Genomic DNA, 24680 nt, shown 5'->3' on the forward strand with positions numbered 1-24680 from the left:
GCCGATTCTTCATCCGCCTGCGAAAACCTTCCATGAAGCACAACAACGCGATCCTCGAAGCATTCACCCGCAGCTCACTGCGCTTGAACAAAGGGCTAATGGTGGTGCTCGGCGTCGCGTTGCTGCTGGCAGGCACCAGTTACTGGGCACTGCAGCGGATCATCGATGCACAGTACGCTGCCGTGGGTTTTCATTTTGCGCGGCTGATGGAAAACATCCAGGAACAGGAAGTCTTCCTCCGGACCCTGGCGCAGCCGGCTATCCAACGCGAGTTGACCAGCGACAAGAACGTCCAGGCCAGCCTCCAGAGCCAACGCCTGGACGCCCACACCACCCGTTATGAAGGCCGCGAGTTCGCGTTTTCGGTGCCCTTCAGCGCGCGGTTCGAGGCACAACGGGTCACGCCCGTCGAGCAGCAGAAGATCTTTGCCCTCGGCGTGCACCTGGCCAGCTACTACAGTGCGTTCTGGTCATCGTCGCCCTACGCTTCGCCCCATGTCTTTATCTTCAACCGCCTGGTCAACTACGACATGGCAGTGCCGGCGGTCGGCTACCAGCGAGGCGGCAAAACCCCATTCAACGGCCCGTCCCCCGAGCAGGCCGAGGCCGTGCGGCAAAGGCTCGGCCAGTTGCACCGAGTGGACGAGCGCCTTTACTGGGAGGCCTACACCCCATCCGGCACGCCCCCTGCGGCCCCTCAGTTATTGGCGTATGTGGCGGTGACCCTCAACCCTCAGCTATTGCGCGCCGGTCAAGGCGATAACCCGGTGATGGTTGCCACCCTGCTGGACATGGCGCACGTCAACGATGTGGAACGCACCATGGAGTCGTCCATCTATGACCGGTTCACCCTGATCTCCCCGGCCGGCCAGACGTTGACTGGCCCCCAGGCCATGGCGTCGTCCCTGGGCGAAGGGCTGAATTTTCGCGCTGAAGGCCTGGAGTTCAAGATCACCCACAATACTGAGTCGCAGTGGACGGCGATCTACGGGATCAGCTACAAGCATTTTTTCCGCTATGCCCTGTGGCCACTGACGAGCCTTGCGCTATTTGTGTGTGCGGTACTGGCGATTGCCTGGGCGGGCAACCGCTGGTACCGCAAGCACGTGATTCGCCCGGCGCGCCAAGCCCATGAGCGCATTGCCGAAAGCGTGGCGTTCAGCCGGGTGATCATTGACACCGCGCCCACCGGCCTGTGTGTGGTGGGCCGCGCGGATGGCCAGGTATTGATCGAGAACCAGCGCGCCCAGCAATGGCCCGGCACCGCCAGGCTGGTGGCGGCCCTCAGCCGTTCCCACGACAGCGCCGACAGTGGCGAAACCCACCTGGAAATCGAGGGCCGGCACTTGCAGGTGGGCTTCGTCTCCACCCGTTACCAGGGCCAGGATGTGCGCCTGTATGCATTCAACGACGTCACCCGGCACATCGAGGACGCCCTGGCCCTGGAAGACGCCCGGCGCGCCGCCGATGCGGCCAATGAAGCCAAGACGCTGTTCCTGGCCACCATGAGCCATGAAATCCGCACGCCTTTGTACGGGGTGCTCGGCACCCTGGAACTGCTCGGGTTGACGCCCCTGGACCCGCGCCAGAAAACCTACCTGCACACCATTCAGCGCTCGTCTGCCACGCTGTTCCAACTGATCAGTGATGTGCTCGATGTGTCGAAAATCGAATCCGGGCAGATGGCAATCGAATCCATCGAGTTTTGCCCACTGGACATGCTCGAAGACACCCTGCACACCTACGCAGCCTTCGCCCAGCGCAAGGGCCTGCAACTGTACGGCTGCATCGATGCGCAGTTGCCCGATTGTGTGGTCGGCGACCCGATGCGTATCCGCCAGATCCTCAACAATCTGGTGAGCAACGCCATCAAGTTTACCGACATAGGCCGCGTGGTGATTCGTGCCAGGGCGCTGCGCCGGGGCAACGATCGCGTCGACCTGGAGTGGCAAGTGACCGACTCCGGCGTGGGCATCAGCCAGGCGCAGCAGGCCAAGCTGTTCGACTTGTTCTACCAGGCCCCGGACACCGCCGGCCAAGGCGGCGCCGGGCTTGGCCTGCCGATTTGCCGCTGGCTGGCCGAGATGATGGATGGCCAGATCAAGGTGGTCAGCGAACCTGGCCTGGGCAGCAGCTTCACCCTGAAGATGAGCTTGCCGATAGGCCGTGGCGAGCTGCCGGGGCTGCCGCCCATTGAACCAAGCACCACACCGGTGCAGGTGCTGGCGCCCGTGCGCGAGTTGGCCGAGTCGCTGTGCGACTGGCTCAGCCGCCTGGGCATCCAGGCCTCGGTGGCAGCGCTGCCCCTGGCCCAACAAAGCGAGCGAGCGGTGCTGGTCGAGATGCTGCCCGCAGGCCCGCCGCGGCCCTGGGCCGGGCCACGGGTGTTGTGTGTGCCGGGTGCACACAGCCCGCCGCTGCACACCGCCCAAGGCTGGGAAGTGGATATGCATGACGTGCGCGCCATTGCGGCGGTGGTATCACTGGCGCAACGGGGTAAACAGGAGGCCGTGCTGCACGCCGAACAACAGAGTGCCGGGCAGTTGCAGCTGCGCATCCTGGTGGCTGAGGACAACCCGGTGAACCAGGCCATCATCCAGGAGCAGCTGCAAGCGTTGGGCTGCACGGTAACCCTGGCGGACAATGGCGAGCAGGCCATGCACCTATGGCAACCCCAAGCCTTCGACCTGGTGCTGACGGACGTCAATATGCCGTTGATGAATGGCTATGAACTGGCCCGCACCCTCAGGGAGCACGATCCGCAACTGCCGATCATCGGTGTCACCGCCAATGCCATGCGCGAGGAAGGCCAGCGTTGCCTGGCGGTCGGGATGAATGCCTGGCTGGTCAAGCCCTTGAGCCTGCAAACCCTGCGTGCACAGTTGATCAAACTGTGCAAACCCACGGTACGCGCCGAGCCGGCGGTAATTGACACGGTGCAGATGTCAGACAAAATGCGCCCGCTGTTTATCAGCAGTGTGCAGCACGATCTGCAGCGCATCAGCGCCGCACTCGAGCAACGTGATTGCCGGGGCCTGGCCGAAACCTTGCATTCGGTGGCCGGCGCCTTGGGGGCGGTGCAGGCACTCGACCTGGCCCAGGCGTGTATCGAACTGGAAAGCCAGTTGGCCGGCGGCCGGCTCAGTACCACGCTGGAGCTTGAGACAAAACAGGTCATGACTCGGCTGTCAGCCTTGCTCGGGGCACAGCTATGAGCGCATTGCACCGCCTGGCGCGCAAGCGCGTGGGACCACCTCACTTACTGAACCAGCATTACGGGCCCGCCTTATGAAAACATTCACTGTGGTTATTGCAGACGATCACCCCATCGTGCTCCTGGGGGTGCGAGAACTCGTCGAGCGAGACGAGCGCTTTGAAGTCGTCGGTGAAGCGATCTGTTCGGCGGGCCTCATCGGCCTGCTTGAGCAGCAGCCCGTCGACATCGTGATTACCGATTACAACATGCCCGGCGATTCGCCCTACGGTGATGGCTTGAAACTGGTGGAGTACCTCAAGCGACACTTCCCCGAGGTGCAGATTCTGATCCTGACCATGATTTCCAACCATCTGATCCTGACCCGCCTGCAAGAGTTGGGGGTGGTGGGGGTGATCCAGAAAAGCCAATTGCACACCGAAATCCAGGTCGCCCTCAAGTCCATTGCGCAACAGGCGCTGTATCGCAGCCTGGAGCCGGCCAAGACCTCGGTGATCGAGTCAATGACTGCCATTGATGCACGCTTCTCGACGCTATCGCCGAAGGAGTACGAGATATTGCGTTTATTCATTTCGGGCAAAAGTGTCAGTGATATCGCGCGCAGCCAGAATAGAAGCTCAAAGACTATCAGTGCGCAAAAAATTTCGGCCATGCGCAAACTTGAAGTCAGCAGTGATCAGGATTTATTAACTTATTGCCTGGAGCAGAATATCTTCAACTAGTTCGCACTTTATCAAGTAGTGCCATTTTTAACTAACTCGCGCTGTAGTGCTTTATAAGAATCGTCTTATTCTATCTAAGGCACAAATTCACTATTGTTCGTTGGCAGTTTCAACCCGTCTCTACAACCAACACTAACGGACATCATCATGAAGAAGTTTTCCCTGGCCCTTATCGCTGTGTCAGTTATTGCCGCCAGCGGCAGTGCGTTTGCCGAAACTACCCCGGGTACGGGTACCCCGGGCGGCGGCGGCAAAATCACCTTCACCGGTTTGATCAACAACGACGCTTGCTCGGTTGACGGTGCCAACGCTGATCGCGTGATCTCCGTCGACATGGGCACCGTCTCCATCAAAGACATGGGCACCGCTGAAAACCCGGCCTCGGGCCGTGTGACCGCCAAGGACTTCAACCTCAGCGTTAACTGCAACCTGGGCACTAAAGTGGCGATGATCTTTGACGCCAAAAGTGGTGGTTCAGGCCTGGTGACTGGTAAAAAAGTCCTCGCCCTGACCCCTGGTAACGGCAGCGCAAGCAACGTCGGTATCGCACTGCTCGACAGCACTGGCGCGCTGATCGACCTCAGCTCCCCGGCCACCGCTCGTATCGAAAGCGCCATGCACGGCCAAGGTGCCGTAGGCGGCGACGCAACCTTGAGCTTTGCTGCGGCCTACGTCACCACCGGTGCAGCCGGTGCATCCACCGCGGGTCGTGGTGACGCCACCCTGCCGTTCATCCTGCAATACGAATAAACGACACGCTGCGCCTGTCACGCGCGAGGCCTTCGGGCCTCGCCATTTATTCGACCACCAAACGGTAGACATCATGTTGCCTCGTTCCATTGCAGCAGGCCTCGGGCTGCTGACCCTGCTTATGGCGACCCAGGCTGCCGCGAGCATTTCACTGAGTGCCACCCGTATCGTCTTCGATGGCGATCACAAGGAGGCCAATATCACCGTGCGCAACGGTAACCAGGACGTATTGATTCAATCCTGGGTCGACACCAACGATGCGCAAGCCAGTGCTGCACCCTTCGCGGTAACCCCGCCACTGGCACGCATATTTGCCAAGGAGCAGCAGTTGCTGCGAATCCTCTACCAGGGTGCCGGGATGCCAACGGATCGTGAGTCCGTGGTCTGGCTCAATGTGCAAGAGATTCCCCAGGCCGCCGCCTCCGACAACACGTTGCAGTTGGCGGTACGCCAGCGCATCAAGGTATTTTTCCGCCCAGCGGGGTTGCCAGGTAGCGCGCTGTCGGCGCCCGCGCAACTGCAGTGGCAATTGCAAAAGCGCAGCGCTGACTCGCTGCTGACGGTCAAGAACCCCACGCTGTATCACGTGTCCATGGCCGACATACAACTGCAGGCCGGTAAACAAACAGAACTGGCTGCCGACTCGACAATGATTGCGCCGGGTGCCGAAAAACAGTTCAGCGTTAAACAACTCAATAGTCACGATGCTGTGCAGTTGTCTTTTTCCAGTATTAACGACTATGGCGCACAAGATAAATACACCGCACAACTTTCCACGCGCCTGACAGCCAAGGCCATTGAGGCGCGCACCCGGCAATAAGCATTTCCCTTAAACCCTTCAGGTTCGATTCGAGTGCGTACTCGCGTGCCTCGCCTGTCCGATAAGCAGGGATGATTGCATGTTTTTTCTTTTAGGCAGCAGGCCCAATCATTACATATCAAGCGAGCGCACTTTACGCGCGTCGACAACTTGCACGCTGTCACTGGCCATTCTTGCCGGTTCGCCCGCTTGGGCCGTTGCCGATGAACCGTCCCTGGAAGTGTTCAACACCACTTTTTTGCAAGGTGCACAATCGTCGGTCGACCTGCAGCAACTGCTCTCGGCCAACAGCGTGCTGCCTGGCAACTACCGGGTCGACCTGTACAGCAATGAGGTGTTGGTGGGCCGGCGTGACATCGACTTCAAACGCAACCCGCAGACCGGCCGGGTCGACCCCTGCCTGACCCTGGATCTGCTCAAGCAACTGGGCATCGACATGCCCCTCTTGCAGGCCCAGGGCAAGCTCGACCCCAACCAGCCCCAGGACTGCTACGACCTGCCGACGCTGATCGACCAGGCGACCTTGCGCTATGACGCCAGTCGCCTGCGCCTGGCGGCGAGCATTCCGCAGGTCGCGATGCAACGGGGCATGCGCGGTTATGTCGACCCAGAGCTTTGGGACGACGGCGTGCCGGCGGCGTTTATCAACTATCAACTCAACAGCAGCCGCACAGGCGGCGACTATGAAACGCGCATCAACAACAACCTGGGGCTGCGCAATGGCATCAACCTGGGGGGCTGGCGGCTGCGTAACGAGTCGAACCTGAGCAGCGGTACCGGGCGCCCGAGCAATTTCACCAGCAACCGCAGCTATGTGCAGCATGACGTGACTGTGCTCAAGGGGCAGTTCAGTGCCGGCGAGATTTTTTCCGATACCGACCTGTTCGACAGCGTGCGCTACTGTGGCCTGAAGCTGGCGTCCGACGAAGGCATGCGCGCCGACAGCGAGCGCGGTTATGCGCCGGTGATCCGTGGTGTAGCGCAAACCAACGCCACCGTAGAAATCCGCCAGAACGACTACATCCTGTACACCGCCAACGTCGCGCCCGGCCCCTTCGAGATCAACGACATCTACCCCAGCGGCTCGAACGGCGACCTGGAAATCACCATCATCGAGGCCGACGGCCGTCGTCACGTGAGCACCCAGGCGTTCTCCAGCCTGCCGATCATGGTGCGTGAAGGCCAGGTCAAATACAGCGTGTCGGCCGGTAAATTCAGCAGCAATGCTGACGGCTTGGCGAGCCCGCAATTTGTCAGCAGCACCCTCGCCTACGGCCTCACCAGCAACCTGAGCGCGATTGTCGGCCTGCAAGCCAGTGAAGACTACAAGGCGTTCTCCCTGGGAGTGGGCCGCAACACATCGCTGGGCGCCGTGTCCATGGACGTCACTCACTCGTCGAGCGCCGCCCAAGGGCAAACGACCCAGGGCAACAGTGTGCGTGCGTTATATGCCAAGACCTTTGCCGGCACCGACACCAATTTCACCCTCGCTGCGTATCGTTACTCGACCGAGGGTTACCGCACCCTGACCGACCACGTCGAGGACACCAGCGAAGAGGCCGTCAAGCGCACCGGCAACTCGAAAACCCGTACCGACCTGACCATCAACCAGAGTCTGGGGCGCAACCGTGAGTTCGGCAGCCTCTACGTGAACGCCACTGACCAACGCTATTGGAACCGTGGCGGCTCCCAGAGCTTTTCAGCTGGCTACAACAACAACTGGGGCGACCTGAGCTACAACCTGGGCGTGACCCGCACCAAACAGATCGCCAGTTGGGGCGCACCCGACTCCGACACGCAGTTCAACCTGTCTGTTTCGTTCCCCTTGGGCAGCCAGCCCCGGGCGCCGCGCGCGTTCGTCACCAGCAGCACCCAGCGAGGCGATACCAGCACCCAGGCCGGTATCAACGGTTATGTGGCCGATACCAGCGATGTGTTCTATTCGGTGCAGGCCGGCCATAGCAGTACGGGCGGCCAATCGGGATCAGCCAACATCAACAGCCGCACCTCCATGGCCGATATCAGCCTGGGGTACAGCCAGGGGCGTGGTTATGACTCGCAAAACCTTAACGTTGCCGGTTCGGTGGTGGCCCACGCCGGTGGTATCAACCTTGGGCAGACTGTCAGCGAGACCTTCGCCCTGGCCCAGGTGCCGGGCATCAGCGGGGCAAAGATCAGCAGCTACAGCGGGGTTGAAACCGGGCGCAACGGCTATGCAGTTATCCCCTCGACACAACCTTATCGAGTGAACTGGATCAGCCTCGACACCCGCGACCTGGGCGGCGACATCGAAATCACCCAGGCCACGCAGCAACTGGTGCCACGCCGTGGGGCGGTAGTATTGGCCCGCTACAGCGGCAAAAGCGGGCGGCGCGTGCTGTTTGAACTGTTTGATGCACAGCACCAGCGCATGACGTTTGGCGCCTCCCTGGAAGACGCCAGCGGTAAGCAATTGGCCATCGCCGACCCCAGCGGCAATGCCTTGGTGCTGGTTGAAGAAGACCAGGGCAGCCTGACGATCAAGTGGGGTGACCAGCAATGTACGGCGCCGTACGCCCTGCCCGCGCAAAACAGGGCGTTGAACTACGAGCGCCAGGCATTGATATGCCAATAAGCCGTAGCCCTTGTCGAGGGCGACACCGCTCAAATCTGCGATAGCGGCTCGACAGCGCCTGCACTTGATCTGCGGGTTGTGCCTATCCCCTACTCTGGTTTGGATGGGCGATATTCCATGATGGTCTCATGGTGTATTTTGCCGCATTCGTAGGTGATGGTTCGCTTCACATACATCGGCGAAGGCTCCAGGGGCTCAGGCAGTGTCTTGTCTCTCCTGAACAGGCCTTCAGACAAGATATTGACCCCCAGCGCACCCCCGAGAAAGCCCACAAACAAGCCGATCATATCGACAATTTTAGCCATGATGGTGTATAGCGTTTCGCCATCATCCTCTTGCCTCTGCTGGTCTTTTTTTGGCGCGCATTCCTGGTTCTGAGCCTTGAGCGCAGCGCATCTTTTTTCGTCGGTATCGGCTTGCAGGCGCTGGTTCATTTGCGCTATTTCTTGGGACTCAGCTTGCCGCTGCTCTTTGAAATCCATGTACTTGAACCACGAAACACCAGGCGGGACCATAGAAACAACCACCAGAATCAACCCCAGGTAGATATTCTGTTTCGCCGCCGTGATGCCCTTAAAGACCTTGCCGGAACGTACCCGCCACCCGATCAAAAAGGCGATCGCACCCCAACCGCTCAGTGCAAGCAGGGTCGCCCACCAAAAATCATTAATGCTTGTAGTCATGCTTACTTCCTGAGTCTGAAAAATCAAAGATCAAATCGATCAATCGCCCGCCGCCGCTCGTTGTCGTCGCGCACGTCGTAGCTGGCGGTGGTCTGGATATTGGTGTGGTGCGCCAGTTTCTGCGCAATCGACAAGTCATGCTCCTCGATCACCCGGGTAATGAATGATCGCCGGAAATCATGGGGCATGATCTTCACGCCCACCTGCTCGCCGCGTTGGCGGGCGATGTAGTAAATCGCATGTTTGGTAATGCGTTCGCGGGTGATGTGGCTGCCACGGCGGATGCGGTTGAACAGGAAGCTATCGTCCTGTTCCCCGTCCTTTAGATGCTCGCGGCGAAATTCCAGCCAGGCCTGCAACTTGGCAAACGCCCAGGCTGGCGCGTACTTGACCAGTTCCTTGTTGCCCTTGCCGATCACCCGCAGGCTGCGCTCTGCAAAGTTCACCTGGGCCAGGTCGAGGTTGACCGACTCTGACTTGCGCATCCCCGAGCCATAGAGGATTGCGATCACTGCCGCATCCCGCAGGCCCTGGGGCCTTGGATCGGCAGCGCAGACGTCCATCAGTTCGCGGATCAAGGTGCGGCGCAGGTTGCGTCCCTGGCTCAAGCGCGTGCCGGCGGTGGCTTTGACCGAGCGCATCTTCAGCAGGTGTTCCTGGCTGATCAGGCTGATGCGCCAGGCTTCGTTCATCACCCCGCGCACGGCGTTGACATACAGCGATGAGGTGTTGGGCGCGTACCCGTCTTCACGTAACACGGCGACCAGGGCCATCACGTGTTCGGGTTGCAACAGATGCCAGTCGATATCTTCCAGGTTGATCTCTTCGAAACCCAGGCGGTCGGCGGCGTCTTGCAGCACGTAGCGCATGGTCAATTGGCTGGAGGGCGCCAGGCGCGCGAGATAAAGGGTCAGGGGGTTGCGGGAAATCTCAGTCAAAATAGATCAGCCTTGAGATTAAATATCGAGACTAAGCCTATGTTTAATCTCGGTATTTATTGGTTTGGCGAGCGCCGAGTCTAACGCAGGTCGGCGCCGCATACCAAACTAGGGCTCATCCTCGGCCGGTGCCGGGCTCTGCTGCTGGCTCCAGTCGGCGTCCTGTTTTTGCATCAGCGCAAACCACTGCTGGCGCATGAAAACCAGCAGCTTGGCGGGCGCCTTGGCGAAGTCTTGCTCGTCGTTGTAGCAGCCTGGCAATGGCAGGTCGGTGCCCTGCTCCTGGTATTGACTGACCAGGGCCTGCTGCGCGGCAACTGTGCAATCGGTGGGCAGCGGCATACCGCGCAGCGCGCCGGCCTCCTCGTCCCACCAACTGGCGCCATAGCGGTCGACCCCACGCAGCCCGTACTTGTGCGCCTTGCCGATGTGCATGATCAGCTTGAACTCACGGGGGCTGACATCACTGGTGCAGGTGCGTGAATAGCCCACGGTCACCTGGCTCAGACCGTCACCCAGCAGGTCGGTGACGCGGGTCGCGGCGTTATCGAAGTGCAGGCCGGCGTCGAACTCGCAGCGCTGCACATCGTCATGCAGCATCCACAGGCGCTTGGGGCGATCCCCCTCCAACAGGTACTGCGCGGCATAGATCGACGCCGATTGCGTGCCGTCGTCATCGCGCTCGCCTGCTTCCTGCTCGGCCAGTACCAGCAGGTTATGACCCTGGCGGTCATCCCAGCTATACGCTGCCACTTGCTTGCCCTGCACCTCGACCCCGGGCGGAACCTGGGCCAGCGGCGTCAGGCTCACTTGCTCGGCAGCGCCAGCACTATGGGCAGCCCCCAGGGTCATCCACATCACTATCAACACCGGCCTTAACTGGCCCCGTAAAAACTGCACGCTATTCATCCGACTACCCTGGCAAGAGACCGCCTACTTTACCGGCACTTGCAGGGTGTTGCTGAGAAGATTGTTCAATCGCCATGGATTGCCAACCCGGTTAAATCAGCGCGAATACGCACTAAAGCACTTACGGATTAGGACTACGTGTAAACAGTTATCGTTTGTCTGCGTTCTTTATTGTCTAGCTGAACACTAGCTGTCTGCCCACCAAATAAACGAGTTTTTCATCTGCCTTTCATATTCGCTGGACAAATTTGCGCTTAATCTTGGCCGCAATACTTGGGGCAAGCCGGGTTTTGCTGACTAACTCCTTGATAATGCTTTACCTTTGGCCGTTATGGGCTTTACTCAGGGTGGCTCTGCACGCGGCTCTTTTTTATTGAACTGCCTGCACTTTCATCCGCTGTTTGTTGTCATCTCTACGCTCAAAGTTGCTCTAACCCGAGGTCATGAATCTTTGAAACCCTACCCTATTCATTGCGTGTCGATCGTTATCCCGGTCTACAACGAAGAACAGAGCCTGCCCGAACTGCTGCGCCGTACCCGTGCGGCATGCGGGCAGTTGGCCTATGCGTACGAAATCATCCTGGTGGACGACGGCAGCCGCGACAGTTCCGCCCAACTGCTGGAAGACGCGGCAAGCGAGCCCGGCAGCCATGTGGTAGCGGTGATCCTCAATCGCAACTACGGCCAGCACGCCGCGATCATGGCCGGGTTTGAACAATGTCGGGGCGAGGTGGTGATTACCCTCGATGCCGACCTGCAAAACCCGCCCGAAGAGATTCCACGCCTGGTCGAGCAAGCCGCCCTGGGTTACGACGTGGTCGCGACCGTGCGCAACAATCGCCAGGACTCGGCCTTTCGCCGCTGGCCTTCGCGCCTGATCAACCTGGCCGTGCAGCGCTCGACCGGCGTGGCCATGACCGACTACGGCTGCATGCTGCGTGCCTACCGGCGCACCATCGTCGACGCCATGCTCGCCTGCCGTGAACGCAGCACCTTTATCCCGATCCTGGCCAACGGCTTTGCGCGCCATACCACGGAAATCCTGGTGCACCACGCCGAGCGCGAGCACGGCGAATCCAAATACAGCGCCATGCGCCTGATCAGCCTGATGTTCGACCTGCTGACGTGCATGACCACCACGCCCCTGCGCCTGCTGTCCATCGTCGGTTTCAGCCTGGCGGCCCTGGGTATGTTGTTTGCCTTTGCCCTGATCGTCATGCGCCTGGCCTTTGGTGCCGATTGGGCCGGCGATGGCCTGTTCGTGCTGTTCGCCGTGCTGTTTGTGTTTACTGGCGGGCAGTTCATCGGCATGGGCCTGCTGGGTGAATACCTGGGACGCATGTACAGCGATGTGCGCGCCCGCCCCCGCTTCTTTATTGAAAAGGTGCTGCGCAACGAGCCGACAGCCCCTGCGCCAGCGGTCATCGTTGATGGCCTGCCCTCTTCCCAATCGTCCACTTCCTCTTCCAGTCAGGTTTCGTCATGAGTTCAAAAGCTGTTGTCTTCGCGTACCACGACATTGGCTGTGCAGGCATCGAAGCCCTGCTCGCCACGGGCTACCAGATTGCTGCCGTGTTCACCCATGCCGATGATCCCAAGGAAAACACCTTCTACGGCTCGGTCGCCCAGCTGTGCGCGCGCCACGGCATCCCGGTGCACGCGCCGGAAGACGCCAACCACCCGCTGTGGGTCGAGCGTGTGGCCAAGCTCAACCCGAACTTCATTTTCTCGTTCTACTACCGCAACCTGCTGGGCGAAGCGCTGTTGGCCACCGCGCGCCAGGGCGCATTCAACCTGCACGGTTCGCTGCTGCCCAAGTACCGTGGCCGCGCGCCGGCCAACTGGGTGCTGGTCAATGGCGAAACCGAAACCGGCGTGACCCTGCACCGCATGGTCAAGCGTGCCGATGCCGGCGCGATTCTCGCCCAGCAAAAAGTCATGATCGAACGCAGCGACACCGGCCTGACACTCCACGCCAAGCTGCGCGAGGCCGCCACCCAGTTGCTGCGTGACGCGCTGCCGCAACTGGCCCAGGGCAAGTTGAGCGAAACCGCCCAGGACGAAAGCCAGGCCACCTGCTTTGGCCGCCGCACCCCGGCAGACGGCAAGCTCGTATGGAGCAAGCCCGCAGAAGAATTGTTCAACCTGGTGCGTGCCGTGACCCAACCGTACCCCGGCGCGTTCTGTGCGGTGGGCGAGCACAAGCTGATCGTGTGGCAAGCCGAAGTGCTCAAGGGCAATGAAGGCCAGGCGCCGGGGCGCGTGATCAGCGTCAACCCGCTGCGCATTGCCTGCGGTGAAGACTCCCTGGTCATCAACTTTGGCCAGCGCAATGACCACGGCCTGTACCTGACCGGCCCGGCCCTGGCCGATGAACTGGGCCTGGTGGACGGCTCGATCCTGCGCGGCGCCGAGTCGGGCGGTAAACCACGGCGCACCCGCGTGCTGATCCTGGGGGTCAACGGCTTTATCGGCAACCACCTGTCCGAGCGCCTGCTGCGCGATGATCGCTACGAGGTCTACGGCCTGGACATCGGCTCCGACGCCATCGAACGCTTGCGCAGCCACCCCAACTTCCACTATGTGGAAGGCGATATCAGCATTCACTCCGAGTGGATCGAGTACCACATCAAGAAATGCGACGTGGTCCTGCCGCTGGTGGCCATCGCCACGCCAATCGAATACACCCGCAACCCGTTGCGTGTGTTCGAGCTGGACTTTGAAGAAAACCTCAAGCTGGTGCGCTACTGCGTCAAGTACAACAAACGCGTGATTTTCCCGTCGACCTCTGAAGTCTATGGCATGTGCCAGGACCAGAATTTCGACGAAGACACCTCCAACCTGGTGGTGGGGCCGATCAACAAGCAGCGCTGGATCTACTCGGTCTCCAAGCAACTGCTGGACCGGGTGATCTGGGCCTATGGCGCCAAAGGCCTGAATTTCACCCTGTTTCGCCCCTTCAACTGGATGGGCCCACGCCTGGATCGCCTGGACTCGGCGCGTATCGGCAGCTCCCGGGCGATCACCCAATTGATCCTCAACCTGGTGGAGGGCACGCCAATCCGCCTGTTTGACGGTGGCGAGCAGAAACGCTGCTTCACCGACATTGCCGACGGCATCGAGGCCCTGGCGCGGATCATCGACAACGATAACGACGCGTGCAACGGCCAGATCATCAACATCGGCAACCCGGACAACGAAGCGAGCATCCGCCAGTTGGGCGAAGAACTGCTGCGTCAGTTCGAGGCCCACCCGTTGCGCGGTAACTTCCCGCCATTCGCCGGGTTCCGTGATGTCGAAAGCAAGGCGTTCTATGGCACTGGCTATCAGGACGTGGCGCACCGCAAGCCGAGCATTGCCAACGCCAAGCGCCTGCTGGACTGGGAGCCGAGCGTGCAGATGAGCGAGACCATCGGCAACACCCTGGACTTCTTCCTGCGTGAAGCGATGCTGGAAATCGCCCAGTCCAGCGAAGCAGGCAAATAATGAAGGCAGGTCTGCGCATCGACGTCGACACCTACCGCGGCACCCGTGATGGCGTGCCACGGTTGCTGGAGTTGCTGGATGAGGCCGGGATCAAGGCGACGTTTTTCTTCAGTGTCGGTCCGGACAATATGGGGCGGCATTTGTGGCGCCTGATCCGCCCGCAGTTCCTGTGGAAGATGCTGCGCTCCAACGCGGCCGGGTTGTACGGCTGGGACATCCTGCTGGCCGGCACTGCCTGGCCGGGCAAGCCGATTGGCCGCAACCTGGGGCACCTGATGCGCCAGGCCAAGGCCGCCGGGCACGAAGTAGGCCTGCATGCCTGGGATCACCATGGCTGGCAGGCCAATGCCGGGCGCTGGAGCGATGCGCAGTTGGTGGAGCAGGTACGCCGTGGGCTCGACACGTTGGGCGATATTCTCGGCGCCCCGGTGCAGTGTTCCGCCGCCGCCGGCTGGCGTGCCGATGAGCGGGTGGTGCAGGCCAAGCAAGGCTTTGGCTTGCGTTACAACAGCGATTGTCGCGGCACCGGCCTGTTCCGTCCGATCCTCGCCGATGGCCGCGCCGGCACGCCGCAGATCCCAGTAGACCTGCCGACCTTCGACGAAGTGGTCGGGCCCCAGGTCGCGGCCAAGGACTTCAACGGCTTCATTCTTGATCGGTTCACCGAATCGACACTCAACGTCTATACGATCCACGCAGAAGTCGAAGGGATTCTTATGGCTAATGAATTTCGCCAGTTGCTTGCCCAGGCAGGGCAGCGCGGCATCCAATTCCAGCCCTTGGGTAACCTGTTGCCGGCCGATCCGGCGAGCTTGCCCCTGGCGCATCTGACACGCGGCGTACTCAGTGGCCGCGAAGGCTGGCTGGGAGTGCAACAGGCATGATCCGACGTTGGGCCCTGCCCCTGCTCCTACTGGCCTTCGGCCTGTGTTACCTGCTGCCGATGGTCACCCATGGCCTATGGATCCCGGACGAAACCCGCTACGCGCAAATCAGCCAGGAAATGCTGCTGACCGGCAAATGGGCGTCGCCGCACTTCATGGGCATCCGCTATTTCGAAAAACCGGCGGCCGGTTACTGGATGATCGCCCTCGGCCAGGCCCTGTTCGGGCAAAACCTGTTCGGCGTACGCGTGGCCTCTGCGCTGGCCACGGGCTTGAGCATCCTTTTGGTGTACTTCATGGCCCGGCGCCTGTGGAACGATCCACGCAAGAGCCTGGTCAGCAGCGTGCTGTACATGAGTTTTGTCAGCGTGGCGATGTCGGGGGGCTACGCCAACCTCGACCCGCAGTTCAGCTTCTGGGTCAACCTCAGCGGCGTGGCCTTGTGGCTGTGCATCGACAGCCACAGCCGGCGGGCGCGCCTAGGCGCCTGGGCCCTGTTGGGGTTTGCCTGCGCCATGGGCTTCATGACCAAGGGCTTTTTGGCCTGGCTGCTGCCGGTATTGATCGCCCTGCCCTACATGATCTGGCAAAAGCGCTTGCGTGAGCTGCTGGCCTACGGCCTGGTGGCGGTGGCTGTGGCGATTGTGGTCAGCCTGCCCTGGGCGCTGATGGTGCATGCCCAGGAGCCCGATTACTGGAACTTCTTTTTCTGGCACGAACACATTCAGCGCTTTGCCGGTGAAGATGCCCAGCACGAAGAAGCCTGGTGGTACTACCTGCCGTTGCTGGCCGCATTCAGCCTGCCATGGCTGGCCCTGTTGCCCTCCACCCTGAAACAGGCGTGGCAGGAAAAACGTGCGCACACCACTGGCTTCCTGTTGTTGTGGTTGCTGATGCCCCTGGCGTTTTTCAGCCTGAGCAAGGGCAAGCTGCCGGCTTACATCCTGCCGTGCCTGCTGCCTTTGGCATTGCTGATGGGCCATACCCTGGCCGACAAACTGGCCCAGGCCCGTGGCCGGGTGTTGCAAGTCAATGGCTGGCTCAACCTGATCCTCGGGGTGCTGGGCCTGCTGGCAATTGTGTATTTCCAGCTGAAAAAGCCGATCTATGCCCACCAGCAGGAACTGTCGAGCCTGGTGCTGGTGTTTATCGTGTTGCTGGGCTGGATTATCGTCAATCTGCTACAGGCGGCGCGCCCGCTGCGCCTGTGGGCGGCGCCGGCCCTGGGCAGTTGGTTGCTGGTGGCCCTGGTGCCTGCGGCGTTGCCGCACTCGGTGGTGAATAACAAGACCCCGGACCAGTTCATTATTGATCACGCCCAGGAACTGGCAGGTACCAATCGTTTGCTGAGCAACGACCTGGGCGCAGCGGCCGCCCTGGCGTGGCGGCTCAAGCGCCCGGATGTGACGCTTTACGACACCCTGGGCGAAGTCAAATACGGCCTGGCCTACCCTGACAGCGCTGCGCGCCGGGTCGACACCACACAAGTCCAGCAATGGATGACCGAGGCCCGCAAACAGGGCTCGGTGGGCGTGGTGATGCGCGTCAAGGGCGAGAGTGAAGTGCGTGAAGTCGAGTTACTGCCCAGCGATGGCCAGCGCTACGAGCAAGGCAACATGGTGATCCTGGTGTTCCCGCAGGTGGCGCCTTGATCAGCCTGCTGCTGCTCCTGGCCGCGTGCCTGCTGACCTGCATGGGCCAGATCGCGCAAAAGTATGCCGTGGAAGGCTGGCGGGACCAGCCTGCGGGCTGGGGCGTGAAACTGCACTCGCCCTGGCTGTGGCTGGCGCTGCTGTGCCTGGGCCTGGGCCTGCTGGTGTGGCTGCTGGTGCTGCAACGCCTGGAAGTGGGAATTGCCTACCCGATGCTCAGCCTGAATTTTGTACTGATCACCCTGGTGGCGCGCTTTGTGTTCCATGAGCCGGTAGACCGCCGCCACTGGGTCGGCGTGGCCCTGGTGATGGGCGGAGTGCTGCTGCTGGGAGGCCAGGTATGAGCCGGTTGCGCGGTTTCCCCCTGGCGTTGTCCAGCGTGGTGCTGGTCAGCGCGGCCCAACTGGGCATGCGCTGGAGCATGACACGCCTGCCATTGCCCGCGGAATGGCTCACGGCACTCGGCAACGCCACGGTGGACCCATGGGCGCTGGGCGTGGTGGCCCTGGCCATCGTGGCCTACGCCCTGTCGATGCTCTGCTGGCTCGGTGCGCTACAGCACCTGCCCCTGGGCCGCGCCTATTCGTTGCTGAGTATCAGCTACGTCCTGGTGTACCTGCTGGCCGCCAGCCTGCCCGGCTTCAACGAACCCTTTTCCCTGTCACGGACCTTGGGGGTGGCACTGGTCATCCTCGGCGTTTTGACCATCAACTCCCGTCGTATCGGCAATACAAGCCCCAGGAATGCCCCATGAAAATCAGCGTATTTGGTAGTGGTTACGTTGGCCTGGTACAGGCCACCGTATTGGCCGAGGTCGGTCACGATGTGATCTGCATGGACGTTGACGAAAACAAGGTGCGTCTGCTGCAACAGGGCCATGTGAGCATTTTCGAGCCGGGGCTTGCCAGCCTGGTCCGGGAAAACCTGGAAAACGGCCGATTGACCTTTACCAGCCAGGAAAAACTCGCGGTCGAGCATGGTGAAGTGTTGTTTATCGCGGTCGGTACGCCCTCGGACGAGGACGGCTCGGCAGACTTGAAGTACGTACTGTCGGTGGGTGATGCGGTGGCCCGGCATCGTGTCGAACCGGTGATCCTGGTGGAGAAATCCACGGTCCCGGTGGGCACCGGCGACACCCTGCGGGCCCATATCGACAAGGCCCTGGCTGGGCGCAGCCTGGTGTTCGATATCGTCTCCAACCCGGAATTCCTCAAGGAAGGCTCTGCCGTGGCTGACTGCCGGCGCCCCGACCGGATCATCATCGGCTGCGAGCGCGAAGAAGTGCGCGAGGTGATGCGTGACCTGTACGCGCCGTTCAACCGCAACCACGACCGCATCATCTTCATGGACGTGCGCAGCGCCGAGCTGACCAAGTACGCCGCCAACTGCATGCTGGCCACCAAGATCAGCTTTATCAACCAGATCGCCGAACTGGCCGAGCACCTGGGGGCCGATATCGAGTCGGTGCGCCTGGGCATCGGTGCCGATTCGCGGATCGGCTACCACTTTATCTACCCTGGTTGCGGCTACGGCGGCTCGTGCTTTCCCAAGGACATGCGCGCGCTGATCCACAGTGCCCGCCAGGCCAACTGCTCCAGCGACCTGCTCGAAGCGGTGGAAGCCATCAACCAGCGCCAGAAAAGCAAACTGTTCGAGCGTATCCGGGCGTTCTACAAGGGCGAGTTACGCGGCAAGACGTTTGCCTTGTGGGGCCTGGCGTTCAAGCCCAACACCGACGACATGCGCGACGCGCCGAGCCGGGTACTGATGGAGTCGCTCTGGGCCGCCGGGGCCAACGTACGGGCCTTCGACCCCGAGGCCATGCAGGAAACCCAGAAGCTCTACGGCGATGACCCGCGCCTGATGCTGATGGGCACCCCGGAATCGACCCTGGGCGGCGCCGATGCCTTGATCGTCTGCACCGAGTGGCAGCAGTTCAAGGCACCGGATTTCGACCTGCTGCACGCGCGCCTCAAGGCGCCGGTAATCTTTGACGGGCGCAACCTGTATGACGCCGAGCGTCTGGCGCGCAAGGGCTTTGACTACTTCCCCATGGGCCGTGGGCAGTCTTGCGAGTTGCCGATCCCCCAGCAACAGTGGGTGCCACGGTTGCTGGAGGCCTGAGGCGTGGACACGCTGCTCGCGCCTGCCTTGCGTCGCCAGTCCTGGGGCATCGGGCTGCTGGCCCTGTTGCTGTTTGTCGCCGGTAACTGGGACCAGGCAATTATCGGTTTCGACTCGCGCTTCGTGCTGTTCGCCCAGGAAATGCTGCGCCACGGGCCGGGGTTTTTCCCCACCACCTATGGCCAGCCATATGCCGATTACCTCTCGACCTCGACCCTGCTGACCTGGCTGTTGTCGCTGCCCCTGGGGCGCGTCACCAGCCTTAGTGCGTGGCTGCCGACGGCCATCGCTGCGGCGGTCATCGTTGCCCTGGTCTACCGCCTGACGGCGCCCTACTCCCGGCGTTGGGCGCTGCTGAGCATCGCGTTGCTGTTGCTCAGCAGCACGTTTATCAGCGAAACCCGCTCGGTTTCCCTGGACCAGATGCTGGCGGCGGTGACCCTGGCGGTGTTTTACCTGGGCTATGCCCATGATCATTTCGCCAGCCCCCGGCGCCTGCCGTGGCTGTTACTCCTGTTGCTGCTGGGGTTTGCCATTCGCGGGCCCATCGGCCTGGTGATCCCCACTGGGGTGTTGTGCGCCTATTACCTGCTCAACCGCCAATGGCGGCCGTTGTTCAGCTTCGGCCTGCTGGCCCTGGCGTTGCTGGTGGCGTGCGTGGGCTTGCTGCTGTTGCTGGCCAAGCTCAGTGGCGGCGAGGCTTTTATGCAGGACGTGATCCGCATGCAGTTCCTTGGGCGCATGGACGGCCGCGAAGGCTCCAGCAGCGTGCTGTATTACTTCAGCAGTTCCCTGGGCAACTACGCCCCGGCGTACCCGTTGGCCCTGTTGGCGCTGCTGGCGGTGCTGCAAAGAGGCCGGCGCGCGTCCGATAGCGGCTGGCAACTGCTGCTGGGATGCATCGCAGCGGGGTTGATCGTGATGCTGGGCCTGTCGATCCCCGAGGCGAAGAAAGCCCGCTATGTGTTACCGATGATGCCCATGGTGGCGATCATCGCCGCGTATCCGTTTCATCGGACGGATGGGCGCCTGTTCAAGGGGCTACGGGGCTTGATGCTGGGGTTATGGGCACTGGCTCCGGGTTTGCTGGTCGGCGCGCTGCTGGTGGCCCGGCATCGTTTTGGCGCGCAGGTGGAGCATTTCCAGGGCGCGCTGGGCCTGTTGATCGGCTTGCAGGTCGTTGCCGTCGCGATGCTTGTGAAGTGGCGCTGGCGCCCTGTGGGGCCGGCGTTTTGCGCGGTGCTGGCGGTGTGGAGCGTGTACATCCTGGTGGTCGAACCCCTGGAACGCCGCCTGTATGACACTCGCACCTTTGCCCGCGAGGCGCAGGCGCTGATTCGCCAGGACCCCGCGCCGCTGGTGTTGCATGGCCTGGGCAAAGACGCCAAGGCCATCAAATTCATGGTCAATGTGGAGTGTGACCGGGTGCCGCTGTTCACCCAGGCACCTGCCGACCTCGCAGCGCTGCCGGCGCCGGCGTGGCTGGTGATGGACAAGGCGCAATTCGATGGCCTGGAGGAGCCGCGCTGGCGCGGATTAACGCCGGTGCTTGTCGGGCAGTTCGATAAAAACCCCTATGTGCTGCTGCATCTGGAGCCGCTTGCGCCTTGAGTGTGAGTCATCAAGAAAGCTCCTACGTTTGTATCCGTAAATGCCGGTAGCGGTTCCCCTACCGGCTCTCTGACCCCACCGGTAAACTCGTTTTACATTTGCGCCACCATTCGCGCCATATCGTTACTGCCCTCAGAGGACCGCTGCCGTGCCTGACGAGCAATTGCCTGTTGCTGCCGAGCCTGTACACGTCGGCTATATCCCGCTGCCCACCCTCGACCGCCTGATGGAACTGCGCGACGCCCTGGTCGCACTCAAGGGGCCGTTGGCCAGCGACCCACAGTTGCGGGAAAGCGTGCACAAATCGCTGATCAATGCCGAGAACCACGAGCGTGTCCTGGGCAAGGTCTGCTCAGGGCCCCGGTGGGCTTGATGCAAAATTACTGCACTTAACCTGCATTAATATGCATTGGCGCCAGTGTTGATTGATCGGCACACTGCGCCGGTTCCTCCCCCAAATGTTGGAACTTTCGAAGGGCTTTACGGGAAACCGCAAAGCCCTTTTTTTGCCTTTCAAGATCGGACTGCCCCGCAATGCTCGCTCGCTGGTTCCCCGCTGCCATCAATACCCGTCCCGCCGAATGGAGTCGTGCCGCCATCGGCATGGCCCTGGGCACCCTGTTTACCGTATGGCTCTGTGCCCAGGTGTATGGCCTGGAAGTGGCCATGCACCTGCTGGGCCCGCTGGGCGCCTCCGCCGTGCTGTTGTTTGCGGTGTCATCGGGGGCCCTCGCCCAGCCATGGTCGATTATTGGCAGCTATCTATGCGCCAGTGTGGTGGCCTTGCTGGTGGCCCGCGTCTTGGGCCGGACCCTGGGCAGCGCCTGCCTCGCGGCGGGCATGGCGTTGATCCTGATGTGCTGGCTGCGTTGCCTGCACCCGCCTTCCGGTGGATTGGCCATGACCCTGGTGCTGGCCGACCCGGCCACCATCGCCCTGGGCTGGCAGGAAGTCGGCCCGGTCATGCTCGGCGCTGGCACCTTGCTGCTGTCGGCCCTGGCCTACAACAACCTGACCCGCACCCGTTACCCCAAGGGCCCGGCTGAAACCCCAGTGGTGGTGCCGACGCCGTCCCCAGAGGTGGATGCAAAAATCACCGCCGCAGACCTGGAACAAGCGTTGGCGCAAATGGAGCAGTTTTTTGACGTTACCCCCAGCGAACTGGAGGAACTGATCCATATCGCCGAAGACCATGCCCGCCGCCGCAGTATCAGCCAGGTGCTGGCCAGCCGGGTCTAGCCAAGCCTGCCCAGTTTTTTATCGAATGCCTCGCTGCATAAATGCAAAGATGACCTGCAGGATTCCGGCTTGTACTGGGCAAATTTGCACTGGTACGATCCGGAGATGGTTCGCCCGCGAACACTTTGATAAAGAACAATAAAAGCAGGGAGTTACAGATGACTGCTCAGGCTCAGTCCCAGGCGACACGCAGCACCGAGTCCTCCCAGGACAGCGTCCTGGCCGAAGTACGCAACCACATCGGCCACCTGACCCTCAACCGCCCCGCCGGCCTCAACGCCATCACCCTGGACATGGTCCGCAGCCTCTCGGCGCATTTGCGCGTCTGGGCCGATGCGCCCGAGGTGCACGCCGTGGTGTTGCGCGGCGCCGGTGAAAAGGCCTTCTGCGCCGGTGGCGATATCCGCTCGCTGTACGACAGCTTCAAGAGCGGCGACACCCTGCACGAAGACTTCTTCGTCGAGGAATATGCCCTCGACCTGGCCATCCATCACTACCGCAAGCCGATCCTCGCCCTGATGGACGGCTTTGTCCTGGGCGGCGGCATGGGCCTGGTCCAGGGTGCCGACCTGCGGGTAGTCACCGAGCGCAGCCGCCTGGCCATGCCGGAAGTGGCCATCGGTTATTTCCCGGATGTGGGCGGCAGCTACTTCCTGCCGCGCATTCCCGGCGAACTGGGGATTTACCTGGGCGTGACCGGGGTGCAGATCCGCGCCGCCGACGCTTTGTATTGCGGGCTGGCTGATTGGTACCTGGACAGCGCCAGGCTGGCGGAGCTGGACCACAAACTCGACCACCTGCAATGGCACGACTCGCCACTCAAGGACCTGCAAGGCCTGCTGGCCAAGCTCGCCGTGCAACAATTGCCGGATGCGCCGCTGGCGGCCCTGCGCCCGGCCATCGACCACTTCTTTGCCCAGCCCGACGTACCGAGCATTGTCGAACAGCTGCAACAAGTCACCGTCGCCGACAGCCATGAATGGGCCGTGAGCACAGCGCAACTGATGCACACCCGCTCGCCATTGGCCATGGCGGTGACCCTGCAGATGCTGCGGCGTGGACGGCACCTGGCGCTGGAAGATTGCTTTGCCCTGGAACTGCACCTCGACCGCCAGTGGTTCGCCCGTGGCGACCTGATCGAAGGCGTACGCGCATTGTTGATCGACAAGGACAAAGCCCCGCGCTGGAACCCGCCAACGTTAGCGGCACTGGACCAGCGCCATGTCGACAGCTTCTTCCAAGACTTCGCGAAGAACGGGAACTAACTCATGCAAGATATTGAATTTACAGAAGAACAAGTCATGATCCGCGACATGGCGCGCGACTTTGCCCGTGGCGAAATCGCCCCCCATGCCCAGGCCTGGGAAAAAGCCGGCTGGATCGACGACGGCCTGGTAGCCAAGATGGGCGAACTGGGACTGTTGGGCATGGTGGTGCCGGAAGAATGGGGCGGCACTTATGTGGACTACGTGGCCTATGCCCTGGCCGTCGAGGAGATTTCTGCGGGTGACGGTGCAGTAGGCGCACTGATGAGTATCCATAATTCAGTGGGTTGCGGCCCAATCCTCAACTACGGCACACCTGCGCAAAAAGAGACTTGGTTGGCCGAGCTGGCCAGCGGCCAGGCCATCGGTTGTTTCTGCCTGACCGAACCCCAGGCCGGCTCCGAAGCCCACAACCTGCGCACTCGCGCCGAACTGCGCGATGGCCAGTGGGTGATCAACGGCGCCAAACAGTTCGTTAGCAACGGCAAACGCGCCAAGCTGGCGATTGTGTTTGCCGTGACCGACCCGGAGCTGGGCAAGAAAGGTATTTCGGCGTTCCTGGTGCCCACCGCTACCCCAGGCTTCACCGTGGACCGTACCGAACACAAGATGGGCATCCGTGCCTCGGACACCTGCGCGGTAACCCTTAGCCAGTGCAGCGTGCCCGAGGCCAACCTGCTCGGCGAGCGCGGCAAGGGCCTGGCCATTGCCCTGTCCAACCTCGAAGGTGGGCGCATCGGCATCGCCGCCCAGGCCTTGGGCATCGCCCGTGCAGCCTTTGAAGCCGCATTGGCCTACGCCCGTGACCGGGTGCAGTTCGACAAGGCCATCATCGAGCACCAGAGCGTGGCCAACCTGCTGGCTGACATGCAGACCCGCCTCAATGCCGCACGGCTGCTGATCCTGCATGCCGCGCGTTTGCGCAGTGCCGGCAAGCCGTGCCTGTCCGAAGCCTCCCAGGCCAAGCTATTCGCGTCGGAAATGGCCGAGAAGGTCTGCTCATCTGCGATGCAGATCCATGGCGGCTATGGCTACCTGGAAGACTACCCGGTGGAGCGTTACTACCGGGATGCGCGGATTACGCAGATTTATGAGGGCACCAGCGAGATCCAGCGCCTGGTGATTGCTCGGGAGCTGAAGAACTATCAGCTATAGGCCTTGCTGCGAACCCTTCGAAAAAGCCTGAAGACTCCCGTGCGTTGTACGGGAGTGCGACTATTCTGACAGTTCCTAGCCACACAGGAGGTGTGTCATGAATGCAGTCGAGCACCCGCTCCGCGTCGAGCGAATCAGCCAGGAACGCTACATCCAAGCCCCTATCGAAGCCGTCTACGACTACGTGACCCAGCCGGATCGCTGGCATGAATGGCATCCCACGTCCCTGGGCGCGGACACCGGCACCAGCGGTTCACTGCCTGCCGGTCAGCGCTTCACCGAGACGATCGACCTGCTGGGGGTACGTGTACCCATGAGCTACCGGGTGCAAATCGCCGTGCCGCCCCGGGAATTCAAGACCGTGTTCACCTCCCTTGCGGTCGATGGCAGCATTCATTACTTACTCCAGCCTCAAGGTAGCGGCACTTTGTTCACCCGGGTGCTGAGCTATGAGACCGAACTGCAGCTGCGCACCTTGCAAACGCGCATGGTAGAGCTGTCGGAGCAGGCCATGGACCAGCTCAAGCAGCGCCTGGAATCGTCCTGAACTGACAAAATTGTCATCTTTGCCTCAGTTGGCTGACAGCTGCGCCCCTTAAGCTGCGGGGTTGTCG

The 24680-nt window shown here is 61.5% G+C and carries 21 protein-coding genes; 18 read left to right on the plus strand and 3 right to left on the minus strand.

Annotated elements, in window-relative coordinates:
- Nucleotides 1-32 precede the first annotated feature (32 nt).
- The 5 genes from AC19YY_RS12090 (at nt 33) to AC19YY_RS12110 (ending at nt 8120) form a co-directional block, all read left to right on the plus strand.
- Nucleotides 33-3215, plus strand: coding sequence for a hybrid sensor histidine kinase/response regulator (locus AC19YY_RS12090; RefSeq protein WP_500604239.1), 3183 nt, complete (start codon nt 33-35; stop codon nt 3213-3215).
- A 73-nt stretch (nt 3216-3288) separates the two neighbouring features.
- Nucleotides 3289-3936, plus strand: coding sequence for a response regulator (locus AC19YY_RS12095; protein ID WP_172311420.1), 648 nt, complete (start codon nt 3289-3291; stop codon nt 3934-3936).
- 147 nt (nt 3937-4083) lie between these two features.
- On the plus strand, nt 4084-4686 hold the full coding sequence (locus tag AC19YY_RS12100) for a fimbrial protein (protein ID WP_169951714.1): 603 nt from the start codon (nt 4084-4086) through the stop codon (nt 4684-4686).
- A gap of 73 nt (nt 4687-4759) precedes the next feature.
- The gene (locus AC19YY_RS12105) at nt 4760-5506 is read left to right on the plus strand and encodes a fimbrial biogenesis chaperone (protein WP_170057324.1); all 747 of its coding nucleotides are present in this window, start codon (nt 4760-4762) and stop codon (nt 5504-5506) included.
- Nucleotides 5507-5585: 79 nt separating this feature from the next.
- The gene (locus tag AC19YY_RS12110; RefSeq protein ID WP_500604240.1) at nt 5586-8120 is read left to right on the plus strand and encodes a fimbria/pilus outer membrane usher protein; all 2535 of its coding nucleotides are present in this window, start codon (nt 5586-5588) and stop codon (nt 8118-8120) included.
- A gap of 89 nt (nt 8121-8209) precedes the next feature.
- On the opposite strand, the gene AC19YY_RS12115 is transcribed toward AC19YY_RS12110, so the two are convergent.
- From AC19YY_RS12115 to AC19YY_RS12125, 3 genes are all read right to left on the minus strand, one after another.
- Nucleotides 8210-8803 (minus strand): hypothetical protein, encoded by a 594-nt coding sequence (locus AC19YY_RS12115; protein WP_500604241.1) that lies wholly within the window; start codon nt 8801-8803, stop codon nt 8210-8212.
- Nucleotides 8804-8826: 23 nt separating this feature from the next.
- Entirely contained in the window at nt 8827-9741 is a 915-nt protein-coding gene (locus AC19YY_RS12120) for a site-specific integrase (RefSeq protein WP_169951721.1), read from the minus strand.
- Nucleotides 9742-9849: 108 nt separating this feature from the next.
- Nucleotides 9850-10650 (minus strand): M949_RS01915 family surface polysaccharide biosynthesis protein, encoded by an 801-nt coding sequence (locus AC19YY_RS12125; protein WP_500604242.1) that lies wholly within the window; start codon nt 10648-10650, stop codon nt 9850-9852.
- Between the two features lie 451 nt (nt 10651-11101).
- On the opposite strand from AC19YY_RS12125, the gene arnC reads away from it, so the two are divergent.
- The 13 genes from arnC to AC19YY_RS12190 all read left to right on the plus strand — a co-directional run bounded on the left by arnC (nt 11102) and on the right by AC19YY_RS12190 (nt 24613).
- Entirely contained in the window at nt 11102-12136 is a 1035-nt protein-coding gene (arnC, locus tag AC19YY_RS12130) for an undecaprenyl-phosphate 4-deoxy-4-formamido-L-arabinose transferase (RefSeq protein ID WP_500604243.1), read from the plus strand.
- Complete coding sequence (gene arnA, locus AC19YY_RS12135) at nt 12133-14136, plus strand: bifunctional UDP-4-amino-4-deoxy-L-arabinose formyltransferase/UDP-glucuronic acid oxidase ArnA (RefSeq protein WP_500604244.1); 2004 nt, start codon at nt 12133-12135, stop codon at nt 14134-14136. Before arnC ends, arnA begins: the two co-directional genes overlap by 4 nt.
- Nucleotides 14133-15020 carry a 4-deoxy-4-formamido-L-arabinose-phosphoundecaprenol deformylase gene (gene arnD / locus AC19YY_RS12140; protein ID WP_500604370.1) on the plus strand — a complete coding sequence of 296 codons (888 nt, stop codon included), beginning with the start codon at nt 14133-14135 and terminating at the stop codon, nt 15018-15020. The genes arnA and arnD overlap by 4 nt, the downstream gene beginning before the upstream one ends.
- Nucleotides 15017-16672: a lipid IV(A) 4-amino-4-deoxy-L-arabinosyltransferase gene (arnT, locus tag AC19YY_RS12145; RefSeq protein WP_169951729.1), complete on the plus strand. Its 1656-nt coding sequence runs from the start codon at nt 15017-15019 to the stop codon at nt 16670-16672. The genes arnD and arnT overlap by 4 nt, the downstream gene beginning before the upstream one ends.
- On the plus strand, nt 16669-17016 hold the full coding sequence (arnE, locus tag AC19YY_RS12150) for a 4-amino-4-deoxy-L-arabinose-phosphoundecaprenol flippase subunit ArnE (protein ID WP_172311428.1): 348 nt from the start codon (nt 16669-16671) through the stop codon (nt 17014-17016). The genes arnT and arnE overlap by 4 nt, the downstream gene beginning before the upstream one ends.
- Nucleotides 17013-17426, plus strand: coding sequence for a 4-amino-4-deoxy-L-arabinose-phosphoundecaprenol flippase subunit ArnF (gene arnF / locus AC19YY_RS12155; RefSeq protein ID WP_500604245.1), 414 nt, complete (start codon nt 17013-17015; stop codon nt 17424-17426). Before arnE ends, arnF begins: the two co-directional genes overlap by 4 nt.
- Nucleotides 17423-18796 (plus strand): UDP-glucose dehydrogenase family protein, encoded by a 1374-nt coding sequence (locus AC19YY_RS12160; RefSeq protein ID WP_169951734.1) that lies wholly within the window; start codon nt 17423-17425, stop codon nt 18794-18796. Before arnF ends, AC19YY_RS12160 begins: the two co-directional genes overlap by 4 nt.
- Before the next feature lie 3 nt (nt 18797-18799).
- Nucleotides 18800-20407: a glycosyltransferase family 39 protein gene (locus AC19YY_RS12165; protein WP_500604246.1), complete on the plus strand. Its 1608-nt coding sequence runs from the start codon at nt 18800-18802 to the stop codon at nt 20405-20407.
- 205 nt (nt 20408-20612) lie between these two features.
- Nucleotides 20613-20780 (plus strand): type VI secretion system contractile sheath small subunit, encoded by a 168-nt coding sequence (locus tag AC19YY_RS12170; RefSeq protein WP_262376917.1) that lies wholly within the window; start codon nt 20613-20615, stop codon nt 20778-20780.
- Nucleotides 20781-20941: 161 nt separating this feature from the next.
- Nucleotides 20942-21646 (plus strand): HPP family protein, encoded by a 705-nt coding sequence (locus AC19YY_RS12175; RefSeq protein ID WP_169951738.1) that lies wholly within the window; start codon nt 20942-20944, stop codon nt 21644-21646.
- Between the two features lie 158 nt (nt 21647-21804).
- Nucleotides 21805-22911 (plus strand): enoyl-CoA hydratase/isomerase family protein, encoded by a 1107-nt coding sequence (locus tag AC19YY_RS12180; protein ID WP_170057316.1) that lies wholly within the window; start codon nt 21805-21807, stop codon nt 22909-22911.
- 3 nt (nt 22912-22914) lie between these two features.
- Nucleotides 22915-24066 (plus strand): acyl-CoA dehydrogenase family protein, encoded by a 1152-nt coding sequence (locus tag AC19YY_RS12185; protein ID WP_172311432.1) that lies wholly within the window; start codon nt 22915-22917, stop codon nt 24064-24066.
- A 97-nt stretch (nt 24067-24163) separates the two neighbouring features.
- Nucleotides 24164-24613 (plus strand): SRPBCC family protein, encoded by a 450-nt coding sequence (locus AC19YY_RS12190; RefSeq protein WP_169951744.1) that lies wholly within the window; start codon nt 24164-24166, stop codon nt 24611-24613.
- Nucleotides 24614-24680: the final 67 nt, after the last annotated feature.

Source organism: Pseudomonas sp. MF09156 (genome assembly GCF_059862305.1).

Excerpts from the sequence above, each read along its gene's own strand:
- AC19YY_RS12090 (WP_500604239.1), top strand. The coding sequence starts at position 33 with ATGAAGCACAACAACGCGATCCTCGAAGCATTCACCCGCAGCTCACTG.
- AC19YY_RS12095 (WP_172311420.1), top strand. The coding sequence starts at position 3,289 with ATGAAAACATTCACTGTGGTTATTGCAGACGATCACCCCATCGTGCTC.
- AC19YY_RS12100 (WP_169951714.1), top strand. The coding sequence starts at position 4,084 with ATGAAGAAGTTTTCCCTGGCCCTTATCGCTGTGTCAGTTATTGCCGCC.
- AC19YY_RS12105 (WP_170057324.1), top strand. The coding sequence starts at position 4,760 with ATGTTGCCTCGTTCCATTGCAGCAGGCCTCGGGCTGCTGACCCTGCTT.
- AC19YY_RS12110 (WP_500604240.1), top strand. The coding sequence starts at position 5,586 with ATGTTTTTTCTTTTAGGCAGCAGGCCCAATCATTACATATCAAGCGAG.
- AC19YY_RS12115 (WP_500604241.1), bottom strand. The coding sequence starts at position 8,803 with ATGACTACAAGCATTAATGATTTTTGGTGGGCGACCCTGCTTGCACTG.
- AC19YY_RS12125 (WP_500604242.1), bottom strand. The coding sequence starts at position 10,650 with ATGAATAGCGTGCAGTTTTTACGGGGCCAGTTAAGGCCGGTGTTGATA.
- arnA (WP_500604244.1), top strand. The coding sequence starts at position 12,133 with ATGAGTTCAAAAGCTGTTGTCTTCGCGTACCACGACATTGGCTGTGCA.
- arnT (WP_169951729.1), top strand. The coding sequence starts at position 15,017 with ATGATCCGACGTTGGGCCCTGCCCCTGCTCCTACTGGCCTTCGGCCTG.
- arnF (WP_500604245.1), top strand. The coding sequence starts at position 17,013 with ATGAGCCGGTTGCGCGGTTTCCCCCTGGCGTTGTCCAGCGTGGTGCTG.
- AC19YY_RS12160 (WP_169951734.1), top strand. The coding sequence starts at position 17,423 with ATGAAAATCAGCGTATTTGGTAGTGGTTACGTTGGCCTGGTACAGGCC.
- AC19YY_RS12175 (WP_169951738.1), top strand. The coding sequence starts at position 20,942 with ATGCTCGCTCGCTGGTTCCCCGCTGCCATCAATACCCGTCCCGCCGAA.
- AC19YY_RS12180 (WP_170057316.1), top strand. The coding sequence starts at position 21,805 with ATGACTGCTCAGGCTCAGTCCCAGGCGACACGCAGCACCGAGTCCTCC.
- AC19YY_RS12185 (WP_172311432.1), top strand. The coding sequence starts at position 22,915 with ATGCAAGATATTGAATTTACAGAAGAACAAGTCATGATCCGCGACATG.
- AC19YY_RS12190 (WP_169951744.1), top strand. The coding sequence starts at position 24,164 with ATGAATGCAGTCGAGCACCCGCTCCGCGTCGAGCGAATCAGCCAGGAA.